7 protein-coding genes are annotated in these 17,894 nt (G+C 43.2%); 5 read left to right on the top strand and 2 right to left on the bottom strand.

All coding sequences use genetic code 11. From position 1 onward, the window contains the following. Positions 1 to 6: 6 nt before the first annotated feature. Entirely contained in the window at positions 7 to 1,155 is a 1,149-nt protein-coding gene (locus tag AB5642_RS02005) for a GntR family transcriptional regulator (protein WP_195991966.1), read from the bottom strand. Positions 1,156 to 1,750: 595 nt separating this feature from the next. Between AB5642_RS02005 and AB5642_RS02000 the strand changes: the two genes are divergently transcribed. The 4 genes from AB5642_RS02000 to AB5642_RS01985 all read left to right on the top strand — a co-directional run bounded on the left by AB5642_RS02000 (position 1,751) and on the right by AB5642_RS01985 (position 6,675). Next, on the top strand, positions 1,751 to 2,734 hold the full coding sequence (locus tag AB5642_RS02000) for an ABC transporter substrate-binding protein (protein WP_173772959.1): 984 nt from the start codon (positions 1,751 to 1,753) through the stop codon (positions 2,732 to 2,734). 307 nt (positions 2,735 to 3,041) lie between these two features. Then, positions 3,042 to 4,598 (top strand): sugar ABC transporter ATP-binding protein, encoded by a 1,557-nt coding sequence (locus AB5642_RS01995; RefSeq protein WP_330590177.1) that lies wholly within the window; start codon positions 3,042 to 3,044, stop codon positions 4,596 to 4,598. After that, complete coding sequence (locus tag AB5642_RS01990) at positions 4,598 to 5,659, top strand: ABC transporter permease (protein ID WP_118577725.1); 1,062 nt, start codon at positions 4,598 to 4,600, stop codon at positions 5,657 to 5,659. Before AB5642_RS01995 ends, AB5642_RS01990 begins: the two co-directional genes overlap by 1 nt. Beyond that, entirely contained in the window at positions 5,656 to 6,675 is a 1,020-nt protein-coding gene (locus AB5642_RS01985) for a sugar ABC transporter permease YjfF (RefSeq protein WP_148461387.1), read from the top strand. Before AB5642_RS01990 ends, AB5642_RS01985 begins: the two co-directional genes overlap by 4 nt. Before the next feature lie 116 nt (positions 6,676 to 6,791). Here the strand turns inward: AB5642_RS01985 and AB5642_RS01980 are convergent, their stop codons facing one another. Beyond that, positions 6,792 to 7,343, bottom strand: coding sequence for a prolyl-tRNA synthetase associated domain-containing protein (locus AB5642_RS01980; RefSeq protein WP_118577811.1), 552 nt, complete (start codon positions 7,341 to 7,343; stop codon positions 6,792 to 6,794). 581 nt (positions 7,344 to 7,924) lie between these two features. Between AB5642_RS01980 and AB5642_RS01975 the strand changes: the two genes are divergently transcribed. Next, positions 7,925 to 17,875 carry an InlB B-repeat-containing protein gene (locus AB5642_RS01975; protein ID WP_173718025.1) on the top strand — a complete coding sequence of 3,317 codons (9,951 nt, stop codon included), beginning with the start codon at positions 7,925 to 7,927 and terminating at the stop codon, positions 17,873 to 17,875. Positions 17,876 to 17,894: the final 19 nt, after the last annotated feature.

The following is a 17,894-nucleotide window of genomic DNA, read 5'->3' as shown; positions in this document are numbered from 1 at the left end:
TCAAAATTAATTATGCGATTTCGGCAGTGATAACTGCCATGGGACTTCCTGCGAAGAGACAGGGAGTCCTTTTAATTTGTTTATGCTCATTTGGGCGGCCAGAGTACCAGGCTGGTGTGTCTGGTGTGTCAGTGTTGTGGCGCGGAGCAGACCAGATGTGGTAAGGTAGCTGGTATTGAAGGCGGCTAGTGCTATTGTGGTTTCGAAACTATGGTCGGCGGAAGTAGTCTTGAATCCAGTGCTTTGAAGAGAGGATGAAAGGGAAGCATGAGTTGCTATCTTTTTCTCCTGTCCAAGCGACAGCTCTTCCCATAACAGCCATGCAATAAAGTCATCCTCACAAATAAACGCAGTGCAGTCGGGGGTGATCCGTTCTAGAAATTTTTTCAGGAAGCTGATATCCTGGCTCTGACGGAAATCATCCAGTTCCTGTGTGGTGTACCAGCAGATGTTGCGGTCTGGTACAGTCAGCCCCTGATTTTGCATAGCATCCAGAAATCCCTGGTAGCGTTCAAGTCCCCGCTGATCGTCCATCTGGAAAATACCGGCGATAGAAGAGTGGCCTTTTTCCACAAGACTTTGCACCAGAAGACCAGCCCCATATAGATTATCTTCATAGATTACTGGAATCTGAGACAACTGGGGATAAGCACATCCCAGGAACAAAATGGAAGTTCCCCTTTGTATCAGCCTTTGATAAAGCTCTGTATTAGGTGATGGTAAGGCGCTTTTTACAGGCTCCACAATAAGTGCTCGCAGCGGACTTTTCAAAAGAAACTGAAGGATTTGCCGTTCCTGGTCCACATGATTGTGAGTGGGGTAAACCTTGCAGGAAAATCCCTCCGCAGCCAGCGCCACACGAATATCATTTATCAGTGCAGGATATTCATATTGCTGTTCATCGGGAATCAGAATTCCAACTATATTCCGGTCTTCCAGGCTGGAAAGTCCGGTAATGTAAGCTCCGCTCCCTTTAATGCGGCGGATTTCCCGCTCATCTTCAAGAACCGCCAGCGCAGCCCGGACCGTTTGTCGGCTGACACGGTATCTGACAGCCAGCTCCTGTTCGGTGGGAAGCTTGTTGCTTCCCTTTTGAATAGAATCTGAAATGATTTCTCTTAGCTGTTCAACCAGCCATTTATATTTGATCGCCATATATTTTAGTTCCTCTTTCTTAGGTTAGAGCGTGTCTGAAAAAGTATTCCCGCAATCTGTCGCGCCACTCTGTTTTTTTTATTTTGCTGGGATAGTTATTTCATAAAATTTTCACATGAATTATTTATGATTTCCCAATAAATCTTCTGCTTTTTCACTTCTAAAACCCAAAATATTATACCTTTTTTCAAATGATCAAACCTTTTTTTTCCAGCTTAGACAGTTTGCCAAATCGAAAAACATAGAAAAAGGTGTAATATTTTTCACAAAATCATAAGAAAACAAACTTTCTAAATGAGAAATCATAAAATATCACCCCTTTTCCTGCTTGAAATTCATTATAATATAAATTTGTCTGTATTTCACTATGAAAACCAACAAATTTGTATTGTTTGAACTGACGAAACAACCAAAAGGCGGGAAAACAATATTGAAATTTATGTTGATTTTCGCTAAATTATAGACATCAAGAAGAACACGGATTCAAAGAACGGACGGAAAGCTAAGACAGCAAACGGATCAGTGTTGAACGAGAAACCAATGGCAGGCGCGACCTGCAAAAGTATTTTTCTAAAAGAAAGAGAGGAACAATCACATGAAAAAGAAATTAGCAGTTATGGCACTCGCAGCAGCAACACTCAGCATGATGGCTATGCCGGTTTACGCTGACGATCTGGTAACAGTTGGATACGCACAGGTTGGACATGAATCAGACTGGCGTACAGCAAACACCCAGAACTATCAGGACGTTTTCTCAGAAGAGAACGGATACAGCCTTGATCTTGTAGACTGCGACAATGACAATGCTGCACAGCTTGAAGCAGTTCGTACATTCATTAGTAAAGATATGGATTACATCGTAATCGCTCCGATCCAGTCCGCTGGCTGGGACACCGTTCTTCAGGAAGCACAGGATGCAGGAATCCCTGTAATCATCGCAGACCGTGAGATCGAAGCAAGCGACGACTTATATGATGCATGGGTTGGAACAAACACAACAAACGAAGGTATCACAGCTGGTAACTGGTTAGCTGAGTATCTTGGCGATAAAGATGCTAACATTCTTGTAATCGAAGGTTCCGTAGGAGCTTCCGCAGCACTTGGACGTACAGAAGGATTCAATCAGGTAGCTGGCGAGCATGACAACTGGAAGATCCTTGATTCTCAGTCCGGTGACTTTACACAGGCTGGTGGCCAGGAAGTTATGGAGTCTTTCATCAAATCCTACGAGGGACAGTTCAATGTAGTTGTCTGCCAGAACGATAACGAAGCATACGGCGCAATGGATGCAATGGATGCAGCAGGTATCACCTACGGTGTTGACGGCGATGTAACTCTTATTTCCTTCGATGCAACACACGATGGACTTCAGTATACATTAGATGGAAAGATCAACTGTGATGTTGAGTGTAACCCGATCCAGGCTGAGGTTGTTAAGGGCGTAATCGAGAAAATGCAGGCAGGCGAAGAATTTGAGAAGACAACACTTGTTGAGGATCAGGCATTCGTAGCACCTGGAATTGAGAGCGAGTATGCTACAACTATGACAGATGAAGTTCTGGCTGGACGTGCTTACTAATCAGAAAAATCAATCGGAGAGTGTGAAAACAGCAGAGCTGTGAAACAATCCGTAAACATCGAAATTGGTTATCAGCAAGCAGCTGAAAAACGATAAAGATGAACAAATAGGGGAGGAAAGTCCCAAGGCGGATTTTCTTCCCCTTAATTTTCGCGAGCAACGAGCCGAAGTCCATGCTTGCATGAGACCTTGGCGACTGCCGCGATAACGGGTAAAACTCGCAGAGCGTGTTTTATCTCGTTGTTTATACGAGGTTATGAGCCGCAGAACAGAGGAATCTATGGCAAATAACGCGATAACGAGGAGAATGAAAAATGAAGTTGATAACGGGAAGGGAGGAATCGCGTTGGAGGCAGGAGTAGTATTGAAAATGCAGGGAATCTGCATGACATTCCCAGGTGTAAAAGCACTGGAAGGCGTGGATCTGACATTGAAAAAAGGTGAAATCCGCGCGCTGATGGGAGAGAATGGCGCGGGTAAATCCACATTGATCAAGTGCCTGACCGGCGTAAATAAATTTGAGGCTGGAGAGATTTATCTGGAAGGATTTGATCATCCCATCGTAAATAAAGATACCATGGACGCCCAGAAGAAGGGCATTTCTACTGTATATCAGGAAGTAAACCTCTGTCCAAACCTTTCGGTGGCAGAGAATCTTTACATAGGCCGCGAGCCACTGACAAAGCTTGGAACGGTCAACCGAAAGGCAATGAACCGTCAGGCAGCTGTCCTTATGAAACAGCTGGAGCTTGACGTTGATGTAACACGTAATCTTGAAGAATATTCACTGGCATTGCAGCAGATGATCGCAATTGCCCGTGCTGTAGATATGGACTGTAAGGTGCTCATTCTGGATGAGCCAACTTCTTCATTGGATGACCGTGAAGTAGAAAAGCTTTTTACCATGATGCGCAGACTGAAGGAGAAAGGTGTAGGAATCATATTTGTTACCCATTTCCTGGAACAGGTTTATGCAGTATGTGACGGAATTACCGTTCTTCGAAATGGTCAGCTGGTTGGCGAATATGAGATCGCAGATCTTCCGAGAGTGAAGCTGGTAGCAGCTATGATGGGAAAAGATTTCGACGATCTTGCTTCCATTAAACCGGAGACCACAGGAGATAAGAGAAAAGAACCGATGGTAATCGAAGCCCGTGGCTTAAGCCATGCAGGAACCATCAAACCATTTGACCTTGATATCCACAAAGGAGAGGTTATCGGTCTTACCGGACTTCTTGGAAGCGGACGAAGCGAACTGGCACGTACTATTTACGGTGCTGACCGCGCCCAGACTGGTACTTTGAAAGTAAAAGGCAAGGAAGTTAAGGTGAAAAATCCTATTGATGCCATGCATCTTGGAATGGGACTTCTTCCTGACGACCGTAAAGCGGAGGGAATTGTTGCAGATTTGTCCGTAAGAGAAAATATCATCCTTGCAATTCAGGCAAAACAGGGAGTTCTGAAAAAGATCCCTATGGCAAAACAGTGTGAGATTGCAGACAAGTATATCGATCTTCTCCAGATCAAATGTGCAAGCCGCGAGACTTTGATCAAACAACTTTCCGGTGGAAACCAGCAGAAGGTTATCCTTGCAAGATGGCTTGCAACAAACCCGGATTTCCTGATTCTGGACGAGCCTACTCGAGGCATCGATATCGGTACCAAGACAGAGATCCAGAAGCTGGTTCTGAAGCTTGCAGATGAAGGAAAGAGTCTGATCTTCATTTCCTCTGAGATTGAGGAAATGCTCCGTACCTGTAACCGTATGGCAGTTCTCCGTGACGGTCAGAAGGTTGGAGAGATTGATGAGGCAGATATGAACCAGATGAACGTAATGAAAGCAATCGCAGGAGGTGAGCAGTAATGGGTAATTTCAAAAAACTGGCGCAGAAACGTCTGTTCCTTCCGGTTTTCAGTATGATCCTGGTCATGCTGATCAACGTAGTATATGATATTGCAACAGGAAGTGCACCGCTTTCCTTCTTTATGATTTCCATTAAGAATGGTGTACTTTACGGACGTCTGATCGACATCCTGAACCGTGGAAGTGAAATCGCCATACTGGCAATCGGTATGACACTCGTTGTATCTGCTTCCGGCGGTACTGATATTTCCGTTGGTTCCGTAATGAGTCTTTACGCAGGTGTCTGCTGTATGATCCTTGCAGGATACGGAAATGTAAATGTGCAGGAATATGCGCATCCGCTGCTGGTTGGCATTGGAGCCGGACTTCTTGTCACTTTGATCTGTGGCGTTTTTAATGGATTTCTGGTTGCCTATATGAATATTCAGCCTATGGTCGCCACCCTGATCCTATGGTCGGCAGGCCGAGCAGTAGGACTTCTTCTTTGCAACAGCCAGATCGTTTATGTTCGAGTTCCTTCTTTCCAGAAGCTTGGCGCTTACTGCGGAATCATTCCTACACCGATCATTGTGGCTGCTGTGTGTGTGGCAATTGCTTCTATTGTACTTCGCTACACAGCACTTGGAACTTACATCCAGAGTGTTGGTATTAACAAAAAAGCTTCCCGTATCGCAGGCTTTAATTCCGCAAAAATCATCCTTATGTGCTATGCAATCTGCGGTCTTTGTGCAGGTCTTGCAGGTATGGTTGCAACCTCCAGAATCTATTCAGCAGATACCAATAACATCGGTCTGAACATGGAGCTGGATGCAATTCTTTCTGTAGCACTTGGCGGCAACAGCCTTGGCGGCGGTAAGTTTTCCCTGGCAGGTTCCATCATTGGAGCGTACACCATCCAGGCGATTACCACAACTCTGTATGCACTTGGTGTTTCTTCTGCACAGGCACCGGTATTTAAGGCAATCGTAGTTATTATCATCGTAGTAATTCAGGCTGAGCCAGCCAAAGCCTTCTTTAAGAAGCTGACAAAGAAATCCGGAAAGGAGGCAGCTCGGGCATGAAAAAGAAAAAAATAAACAGCAATAACCTGTTGCTGCTGATCACCATTGTATTATTCTTTGTAATGTATGCTGCAGGATGTATCGTATATGCGGACAAAGGCTTTACCCGTTTCCAGACATTTCTGAACATCCTGATCAACAATGCAGGTCTGATCTGCATCACAGCTGGTATGACATGCGTTATGCTTACTGGCGGTATTGATATTTCCGTAGGTTCCTTGGTTGCTATGGACTGTATGATCCTGGCAGTGGGAATTGAGCAGTGGGGATGGTCCAGCCCGGTACTTATGCTTCTGATTCTTGCAATTGGCATTATATTTGGTATTGTTCAGGGCTTCTGTATTTCCTACCTGGAAATCCAGCCTTTCATCGTTACTATGGCAGGAATGTTCTTTGCCAGAGGTATGACAGCCGTGATCTGTAAAGAGCAGGTAAGTATTGTTTCTGACAAGATTTTTACCACTCTTTCCAGCTTTAAGATTTCCCTTCCATTTGGAGGGTATCTGAACAAAAAGGGAATCATGCAGTTTCCATACCTTCGTGTAACTGTTGTAGTTGCATTGATCGTAATTCTTGCTATTTATCTGATGCTGAAATACACACGCTTCGGCCGCAGTATTTACGCAGTAGGCGGCAATCAGCAGTCTGCAACCCTGATGGGACTTGATGTTAAGAAAACACAGATGAAGGCATATATTCTTTCCAGTTTCCTTACTTCCATCGGCGGAATCTGCTACTGCCTGAATACCATGGCAGGTACCACCACCCAGGCAACCGGCCTTGAAATGGACGCTATTTCCTCCGCAGTCATCGGTGGTACACTTCTTACCGGTGGTGTAGGAAATGTACTTGGTTCCTTATTTGGTGTATTGATCAATGGTACGATTTCTACTTTGGTTAAAACCAATGGAAAACTGATCAGCTCCTGGTCCAACATTGTAACAGCAATCCTGCTGTGCTTCTTCATTGTACTTCAGAGTGTATTTGCACTGGTAAAGGAGCGGAAGAGCAAATAAAAATTGAATAAAGACTGAAATGAGACAGGCGGGTACATGATTAAAATGTGTATCTGTCTGTTTTATTTTGGGCATAATGGAAGAAAGGGTAACATACAAATTAGTTAATTGCAATTTTATTCTTCCTGTCCCAATTTCACAAAAATCGGTTCATGCTTCATAGCCGGAATAATTTTTTCCATCATATCTTTCATATTAATTTTCAGGCTGGATGTGTTAATACAAGGGTGACAGCCGATGTAAGGTTCCTTCAGGAGGTCTTCATCAATAAGCAGCTGCACATGATTTTCCTTATCGTTCATAAGTCCAAGTATACTGACAGAACCAGGTGTGATATCAAGGAATTTCTCCATATAAGTTTCATTGCCGAAGGAAAGTCTGGCAACGCCAAGCTGGGAAGATACTTCCTTTGTCTTAAACTTCTTGTCGCCTGGCAGGAGTAGCAGATAGAAGTTCGTTTCCTGGCGGTTGCAGAGAAACAGGTTTTTGCAGATTACTGCATCAAGCACTTTATCCACATCTTTACAAGCTTCAATGGTCATCAGAGTTTCATGGTCAATCCTCTGATAAGGCACCTGAAGTGCATCAAGAAAATCATAAGTACGTATCTCTTTTTCAAGTCTGCCCGTGGTATCTGCGGGACGTCCGTTTTCAAGCTTTAATTCCATGGTGTTCTCCTTATGTATTCCCCCACAGGGGCTTTTTTTGTCAAATATCTGGGGAATATTGTAGCATTGAGCGTTTTTCTTGTAAAGTGGAGGATGTTCTCCCACAAATTGTGATGCACATCTTTTAGAAAACACTTTTCAAATATATTCCAGGATAGCGATGAATATTTCAGAAAATATATGCATATATAAGTTCGGAGGCGGATATCTGTCCTTAGTTACGAATATGAGATGCACATTTTCGTAAATTTTTGTGCATTTCGTTCCCTAAGCGTGCAGTTCATTCCCCGAAATCAGGATAGTGGAAAAGGAGGTGCTATAATTGAAACATAGTAGAGATTTAGCCGTATGGCTCACAGTGCCATACAGGCTGGAGCCTGTTTGAAAAATCATTCCCGTAATCCTTGCAGAAAGTCTTTTTCAAGCACGCTCCGGAGCATCCGGTGAAGGACCGTAAATGTTCACTGGATCTCAAATGTTTTAATGTTATTGTTCGCTTTAGATTATACAAAACGTTATCAGTGGACAGTAACTGTTAAGCAACTGCCAACAAAAAAAGGTTGCGAAAAGGAGGAAGCATTATGAGGAAAAAGCAGTTTTTACAGTTCAGGAGAGCGATGGCAACGTTGCTGGCTGTAGCAATGATCGGGCAGAATACAGTGATGACCACCGCTGAGAATTATGTGGCTGATAATACAGCTGTGGTTGCAGAAGAGCAGGCTCAGGAGCCGGAGGTTCAGGTTGAAGAGTCTGCATCACCGGCAGTTCAGGAATCGGCACCGGCTGCAGAAACACCAGCGGAACCGGCAGCGCAGGCAGTGGCAGAGACACCAGCGGAACCGGCGGCGCAGGCAGTGGCAGAGACACCAGCGGAACTGGCGGCGCAGGCAGTGGCAGAGACACCAGCGGAACCGGCAGCGCAGGCAGTGGCAGAAACGCCGGTGGAACCGGCAGCGCAGGCAGTGGCAGAAAAGCCAGCGGAACCGGCGGCGCAGGCAGTGGCAGAAAAGCCAGCGGAACCGGCAGCGCAGGCAGTGGCAGAGACACCAGCGGAACCGGCAGCGCAGGCAGTGGCAGAAAAGCCAGCGGAACCGACGGGTCAGACAGTGGCAGAAACGCCAGAACCTGCCCAGAACAATAGCCAGGAAGAGAGTAAACCAGAAGTGCAGCCTGCTGCATCTGACTCTGGGGAAAATAAAGACCAGACTAATGTCGAAAATGGAGCCGAGAATTCTCAGGAAAGCCAACCTTCAGAAGAAGCGAAAGAAATTCTTTATCATGTAACTTTCGACGAGCACGCAGCAGATTTTGGAAAAATCCAGGTTCGCGGCGAAGGGGCTCCGGTGGAGAATATTTCTTCTTACAGAAAAGAAGTAAATGAAAATGAAAGTTTTGCTTTTTCTGTTAAAGCAAACGATGGATATGAAGTAGACCATGTTTGCTTTGCAGACACTCAGGCAGATATTCAGAAAAATGCAGATGGTCTCTACGAGATCCTGGCGGTAACAAAAGATGAGAAAGTTACTGTTACATACAAAGCAGTAGCTCAGGAGCCAGTGGCAGAGCCACCAGCTGCAGAGAATAATATCGCATTATTAATGCTTGATGAAACAGATCATGAACAGAACGTTATTACTTATTATGAAGTTGTATTTAAATACGAGGATAAGGACGGAACCTTCCATACCTTAACTACTCAGCAGATAGAAAGTGGAAAAGCTGCAGTAGCACCTGCTGCACCTGAAAAAGATGGTTATCGTTTTATCGGATGGGATAAAGATTTCAGTAATGTAACAGCAGATATGGAAGTTACAGCTCAGTATTCTGAAATTGGTGCAAAGGTAAAATATCAGATTATTTATCAATACACAGATGGAACTGTAGCAGCGCAGCCATGGGTAGCTGAATTAGAAAAAGGTGTAACTTATGAGAATACGATTACTTCACCTCAGTTAGAGGGCTTTAGTGTTGACCAGTCAACAGTAACTTTTAGTGGAAAAGTAGAGACAGATCAGACAATTACAGTTACCTATACAGGAACTGCAACAACTTATACAGTTAAGCATTTGCTTCAAAATACAGATGGAAAAACGTATACAGAAGATGCTAGTGAAACAATTGACGGTACTACAGGAACTACAACTGTAGCTGCAGCGAGAGCATATAAAGGCTTTACCTCACAAGAGGTGAATCAGGCAAAAGTAAATGCGGACGGTTCTACTGTCGTTGAAATTAAATATGACAGAAATAGCTATCGTCTTACCTGGAATACAGACGGTGGAAGTTATGTTGAGCCAAGTGATATCCTGTATGGTGCTTCTATAACACTGCCGAAAGAGCCAACTAAGCTTGGATATACATTTAAAGGCTGGGCTAATTGCCCTGCAACGATGCCGGCAGAAGACACTACTGTAACAGCGAAATGGGAAATTAATACAAGAGCTGCATACAGAATTATTTACTGGCAGGAATCATTGGAAACTCCAGGAACATATGAGATGGCTAAGAACAAGAATGGCGAAGCGGACATAGTTGCTGGTACTGATGTTGTTGGAAAAAATATTTCCTATAGCGTAGAAAAAAATCGCTATGAGGGATTTGAACCTGCTGTAGAAAAGAATAAAGGAGATATTCAGGTTACAGCCGATGGGCTGGCTGTTAAGAATATTTATTATAACAGAAAGACATATATAATAAAATTTTATGTTTCACAAAGACGAGATTATTTTGGAAATCCAACTGATTGGAAAGCAGACAATAACTTAGAAATTTCAGCGCGATATGGAGAGGATGTTTCTGATCAGTGGAATGATGAAAAGCATTCAAAGAAGAAATGGGCTACAACTTCTAGCGGGGGCACGTATTATACAAATTTTTCCAATATGCCAGCAAAAAATCTGTCTATGTATGGATTTAAAAAACAAGAAGGCTCAGATATCGTATATTATATAGAAACGATAGATGGAAAGATTAAAGAATATCAAAGCTATAATATATCGTATTCTCATTTAACAAGTGAGGATGCTCAGCCCATAGATGGATTTTCTTTTGATATGAATGATTCATTAAACTATGGGTGGTACAAAGATGGCGGAAATTACGTAAAAAATAAATCGTCATTTAAGGATAAAGTAACTGGAAAATCCAGAAACGGTGCGTTTTTATATTATTCTCGTAATTCCTATGCCCTTCATTTTGAAAATTGTACCGGTGTTGCGGATGCAAGTATAAAATTTGAAGCCAATGTCTCCGGTTATAAACCATTGGATAAAGATGTACAGCCTCCAGCAAACGTAGACAGAGATTACATTTTTGCTGGTTGGTATACATCACCGGCATGTGAAGAGGGTACAGAATTTAACTGGCAAATAGAAATGCCATCTCATACCATCACATTATATGCCAAATGGGAAGCCCCAACATACACAGTAACTTTTAATCCAAATGGTGGAACAGTAACTGAGTCAACTTTGACAGTGACCAAAGGTCAGACACTTGGAGATACATTACCAACACCAACTAAAGAAGGCGATGAATTCCTCGGTTGGTACACAGATGAATCTTTTACTCACAAATTTGTAAAAGAGTCACAGATTGTAAAAGATCAGACCCTTTATGCGAAATGGAAAAGTTCTGATATTATCACTTACTATATTGTAGCAAAGGATGTAGATGGAAAGGAATTATGGAGAAGCGAAGCACAGAGCATTGAGAAAGGAAAAAATGCAAGTGTAAACGCGCAGCCTATAGACGCCTACTATCCGCAGGAACTTTCAAAGAGTGTAATTATAAACAATGATAAACAGGAGATTGTTTTCATCTATAAACCGCTTGAAAGCTGGACTTATACGATTCGCTATGTAGATGAGAGTGGAAAAGAAATAGGAACAGCAGAGTCTGTGACCACAACTGATAATATGAAAACTGTTGTATATAAGGTTTTCGAGGGTTATCAGTTAACTTCTCCGGCGGTAGTACAGGCAATTAAAGGCCAGACTACTGAGATCGTTTTCACGTATGTAGCCCCAGAAGCAACATACACAGTAGAACATTGGCTGCAGAATCCAGATGGAACTTACTATAAGAAAGAATTTGAACTTCAGGGTGCAGAAAAGATTGGTGCATGGGTAACTGCGACGCCTAAAGGTTATACTGGATTTACCTGTGTAAGTGGAGAAATCGAACGTAGTGGTGCTGTAGTAAAAGGCGGCAGTTTAGTTCTTAAAGTTTATTATAACAGAGCGTCTCCTTCTGTAGAGGATTACACTGGCAAGTACAATGGTCAGGAGCATACCATCACTATTACAGCGCCTGGTATTGATGGAGATGTGATTCAATATCAGATTGGAGACGGTCAGTGGACTGATCTCAATGACAATTTTACCAATCTTCCGAAATATAAAGATTGCGGAACTACTGTAATAAAGGTTCGTGTTGTTAATAATGGAAATGTGGGACCTGCAGTAGAAGCAAAGATAAGTATTACACAGCGTAAAATAACACTTACAAGTGCAAAGGACGAAAAATTCTATGACGGAACTCCACTGACGAATGACACTATTGTAGTTGGTGGAGAAGATGAATTCGTAGAAGGAGAAGGTATTGCTTCCTATGGAGTGACAGGATCACAGACAGAAGCAGGAGAATCGGACAATGTATTTGATTATACTTTGAAAGAAAATACCAAATCAGGAAACTACGAAATCCAAAAAGAATTTGGAAAACTGAAAGTGAAACCAGTTGACACCGAGGTTGTAGTTACGATCACAGAACACAGCGGTACAGGTGTTTATGACGGAAACAAACAGACCGTAACAGGATACGATGTAACGAATATCAGCAATACGCTGTACTCTGAAAAAGATTTTAGTTTCAACGGAAATGCGGTTATAGAAGGAACTAATGCAGGAAGCTACAATATGGAACTGAAGGCAGCGGATTTCGAGAATATCAGCAAAAACTTTACAAATGTAAAATTTGTAATTGTAGATGGAACTCTTGAAATTGCCAGATGCCCGGTAACCATCAAAGCCAAAGAGTCCAGCAAGGTATACGGAAATCCAGATCCTGCTTTCGAACTGGCAATATTGGAAAACAGTGTAGGAGATGAGCTTAAAGATCTTGATCTTGCAGTAATCAGAAGTGATGCAGGAGACGATACTATAAAGGTTCATGAGAATGTGCTGAGTATCCAGAACAGCAAAGAAGCTCTGGAAAAAGAATATACCAACTACACCTTTACTATTATCCCTGCAGACTTTACCATCTTCGAAAATGAAAATGGTCTGACAGTAAGTGCAGCAGATGTAGTAAAGGAATACGATGGAAACAGCTATGGAGTAACAGCGACAGCACGGATTAAAAATGCAGAAATTGAGAATCCAAATATAACAGTCAAATATTGGAATGAAAAGACAAATGCATATGATCTGGACAAATCACCTGAATACAGGAATGTGGCAGATACTCCGGCAGTTGTGAAATTTGAGGCGAGCCTGTATGGTTACAAATCCGTTCAGGGAGAAGCAACTGTAACGATTAATAAACGTTCTGTACTCCTCACCAGCGCCAGTGCCAGCAAGATTTACGACGGAACCCCATTAACCAATTCAAATGTAACAGTAACTGGAAGTGGCTTCGTAGATGGTGAAGTAACAGATATCAAAGCAATCGGCAGCGTTACAAATGTAGCCGACAGTCCAAAACCAAACACAATTACTTTTACACCTGTTGAAGGAAAATTCAATGCAGATAATTATGCCATTGAACAGGTTGAGGGAGAACTTGCAATTACCCCGGTTACCACAAAAGTAAAAGTTGAAATCATTGGAAATCATGTAAGTGAGAAATATGATGGCACTCCGAAAGTGGCAGAAGGCTATGTTATCAATATTGTGGAAGACACATCTGGTGTTTACCAAAAAGACGATATTGAAGTCATTGGTAATGACAGTGCTTTTGCAGAAAGAACAGATGCAGGAACCACATTTATGGGATTGAAGGCAGACGCTTTCGCAAATGGAAATCCGAATTTCACAAATATAACAATCGTAGTTACGGATGGTTATGTAGAGGTTATCCCACGTTCTGTAACTCTTACCAGCGAGAGTGCTGCTAAGGTTTACGATGGAACTCCATTAATCCGTCCGGATGTAACTATAGGTGGGGATGGCTTCGTAAATGGCGAAGTGTCTGATGTCAAAGCAATTGGAAGTGCTTTAAATGTAAGTGATAAGGATGTAAGGAATGAAATTACCTTTACTCAGAAAACTGGCTATAAAGCGGAAAACTACGATATTAAGTATGAACCTGGAACCCTCAGGATCACTCCAATTGTTGACGAAGTAACCATAACCATCACAGAGCACAGCGCTTCCCTGAAATACAACGGAGCGGAACAATCTGTTACAGGTTATGACACAGCAATTGACAACACCCTCTATAAAGAAACTGATTTCACCTTCAGCGGAGATGCCACAGCGAAAGGAACTGACTTTGGTTCATATCCGATGAATCTGAAAGCAGAAGACTTTACAAACAAGAATAAAAACTTTGCAAATGTAGTATTTGAAATTGTAGACGGACAGCTTGAGATTACCAAACGAGATGTGGAACTGATCAGTGGTTCTGACGAGAAAGTTTACGACGGAACTCCGCTGACTAAGAATCACATTCTGATCGCAGGTGACCAGTTTGTTCCTGGAGAAGGCGCAGATTATGATGTAACCGGAAGCCAGACAAATGCAGGATCAAGTGATAATGAATTCACTTACAGACTGAACAGCAGCACCAAGGCAATCAACTACAATATCAAAACTACTCCGGGAACCCTTAAAGTAACCCCGGTTACAGATAACGTAATTGTCACCATTACCGAACACAGTGGCAGCGCCAAATATGATGGCACTGAGAAAACAGTAACCGGTTATGACGTAGCAATAGACAATGAACTGTATACAGAAAATGACTTTACATTTAGTGGAAATGATGTTATTAAAGCAACAGATGCAGACATTTACAACATGGAACTGAAACCATCTGACTTTAACAACATAAGCCATAACTTCGCAAGTGTTACCTTCAAAATCGTAGACGGAACTCTGAATATTTCCAGACGAGATGTGACTCTGACCAGCGCAACAGACAGCAAGACATACGATGGAAAGCCGCTGACCAATGACAATGTGGCAGTTGGCGGTGACGGCTTCGCAGAAGGAGAAGGTGCAGTATACAACGTAACCGGAAGTCAGACAGAGGCAGGCTTCAGCAACAATACCTTTAGCTATGAGCTGAAAGATAATACCAAACCGGATAACTACAACATCACACCATTTGAAGGAATCCTTACTGTTTCCTCTAGCGAAGATGAAGTAGTGGTAACAATCACAGGTAACAAAGGCACTCAGAAGTACGATGGAACAGAGAAAACGGTAGAAGGCTACACAGTATCCATTACCAGTCCTTTGTATAAAGAAAGTGATTTCAACTTTGATGGTATAGCTCTTGTAAAAGGAACAAATGCAGATACTTATATGATGGGGCTGAGTGAAGAGAACTTCACAAATACCAATAAGAACTTTGCAAAAGTTACCTTCCATGTAATTGATGGCTCTCTTGTAATCGAAAAACGTAATCTGGTTCTTACCAGTGCAAGTGCCCAGAAGGTTTACAATGGAACAGAGTTAACAGCAAAGGATGTAACGGTAAGTGGCGATGGATTTGTCAAGGGCGAAGGCGCATCCTATGATGTAACAGGAACCCAGACAACTGTAGGTGACAGCGAGAATACATTCACCTATAAGCTGAATGAAAATACCAACGCTGACAACTACACCATTGAAACTAAGAATGGCAGCCTGCTTGTTACACCTGTAACAGATCAGGTTGTGGTAACACTGAAAGAAAACAGTGGTACAGAAGTCTATGACGGAACAGAGAAAACAGTTACCGGCTACACTGTAGCAGACATCAGTAACAAGCTGTATACTGACAAAGATTTCACATTCACTGGAAATGCTGAGGTAAAAGGAACAGATGCCGGAATCTACGATATGGAGTTGAAGGCAGAAGATTTCCAGAACATCAACCCGAACTTTACAAACGTTGTGTTTAAGGTGGAGGACGGAGCTCTTGAAATCACCAGACGCCAGGTAACCTTCCAGGCTGACAGCGGCGAGAAGAAATATGACGGCGAGGAGCTTACGGCTCCTACATGGAAACTGGCAGATGGAACTCTGGCAGATGGCCAGCAGGAAATCGCACATGTAGAAGGAAGCCAGACACTGGTTGGCGAAAGCGAGAATAAGATCACAGATCTGAAGATTTTTGCAAATGCAGCAAGCCAGAAAGCTGAGGGCAGCGAGACAGAAGCACAGGATGTGACAAAGAACTATTCCATTATTCTTCTTGCAGGACTTTTGAAGGTTACAGACGGAAGTGAAGAAGATCCGGTAGATCCAGGCCAGGTTGTAACCAAGACCCATGAGGATAAAACCTATGATCTGGATGAGACTGTTACCTTTACAATCAATGTAAAGAATATCTATGACGAAGCGAAAACCGTAAGGATCATTGAACTTCCTGGTGTTGTGATCGAAGGTGCACCGCAGGAGACTCCGAACGTTCTCACAGTTGAGAAGGTTCCTGCAGGTGAAACTGTTACAGCAACAGCAACCTATAAAATTACAGAGGCAGACATTGCCAACGGAAGCTTTGTAAATACGGTAAAAGTGGAATTCGAGGGCGGTAAGCCATTTGAAAACACGGATACAGTAACCACCGTTGACCCGGTAAGAAGCTATACACTTACCAAGAAATCCAGTGAGAGCACTCACGAAAACGGAATGTTCAAAGCAGGCGAAACCATCCACTACACCCTCATCGTGACCAACACAGGAAACCAGACTCTGGAAAATGTAGAGATCACAGATACTCTGAATGCAGCCGGAACAATTTCCAACATCCAGGGCGCAGACAGTAAGCAGGATGGAAAGGTAACAATTTTCACAATCAGCAGCCTTGCACCAAAAGCAGAAGCAACCATCACTTATGACTATGTGGTACAGGAAGCAGATAAAGGCAATACAATCAGTAACGCAGCAGTAGGAACTCCTGCAAACCCAGAGAATCCAGATGGCGAGAAGCCAGAAGACAACACGGATAACCCGGTAGAAAATCCGAAGCTTGAAGTGAAGAAAGACATTGTTTCCATCACAGCAGCAGATGGAACCCAGAAGGACAAAGCAGGAAAAGCAGACCTGAACGACATCATTACCTACAGCGTAACTGTAACCAATACCGGAAACGTGAAACTCACAAATGTGAAGATTACAGACAGTCTGGAAGGAATCCAGCTTGCAGAAGGCCAGAGCTTTGACCTTGGCATCCTGGAAGCAGGAGAGGCAAAGACCGTAACCTACACCTATCAGGTGAAAGAATCTGACCTTGGAAAATCCATTCTCAATACAGCAACCGCAACAGGTGACGTACCGGAGAATCCGGCCGACACCCCGAAACCGGAAGGCAAAGATGAGAAAGAAGTTCCAACAGAAGATCCGGCAAATTGCAGTATTACAGTAACTAAACGGCTTACAAATATCCAGGGTGAACTCCTTGCAGTCCGTGCAGCAGACTTCTATGTGACATTGTTCTCCGACGAGGCAATGACTCAGAAGGCAGCTAATACAAAGATGATTCACTTTGATGAAAATCAGGGAACCTCTTCGGTAACATTTGACCAGCTGAAACGCGGTACCTACTATGTAGCAGAGACCGACGCAGAAGGCAAAGTTGTTGCAGAGGGTACCTACAACAATGGTTCTTATGTAGCACAGTATCAGGCAGGCAATAAAGTAGAGATTACGGAGAACGGAACAGCAGCACAGTTCCAGTTTGATAATCAGTTCCTGCTTCTGCCAGACGAGTACTATATTGTGAAAACCATCACAATTAATAAGACAGTTGTTAAGAAAAACGGCGAAGACCTGAAATCTGAAGAGACCTTCTATGCAGGAATTTTCAAAGATGAAGACTGTACACAGCTTGCAGACGGCGTAAGCCAGAACATTGTTCCGCTTGTTATGGACGGTGAATCCACTGCAACAGCAAAAACAGAAGTTACAGTTCCTGTAGGCGGCGAAGAAATAAAACTGTATGTAACGGAGGTTACAGCAGATGGTACACCGGTAGCATTGAACGAAACCTTTGAATATGATGTGGAAATAAATGACGGCTTTGTAACACTTTCTGAGACATCAGAAGATGCAACAGTCCTTATTATCAACACATCCAGAAAGGAAGAACCGGAACCGACAGCAGAGCCGGCCCAGGAACCTACAGAAGCTCCTGCAGAGCCCACCCAGGCTCCTCAGGTCACACAGCAGCCAGAGGACAGGGCAGTTACAACAAATGGCGTCAAGACCGGTGACGATTCACCTCTTACCCAGCTTGCATTCATGCTCTTCGCAGCCTCCGCTGCAATCCTTCTTATCATTTTTCTCAAAAAGAAAGATGAAAAAGATATAATGAAATAAGGCTTCCCCTTAGCCCCCT

It is taken from the genome of Ruminococcus sp. 1001136sp1_2201st1_G3_2201SCRN_220225 (genome assembly GCF_040924365.1).
Taxonomy (GTDB): Bacteria; Bacillota; Clostridia; order Lachnospirales; family Lachnospiraceae; genus Blautia_A; species Blautia_A faecis.
The sequence above is the reverse complement of the archived record's forward strand: the minus strand, read 5'-3'. Positions and strand labels throughout refer to the sequence as shown.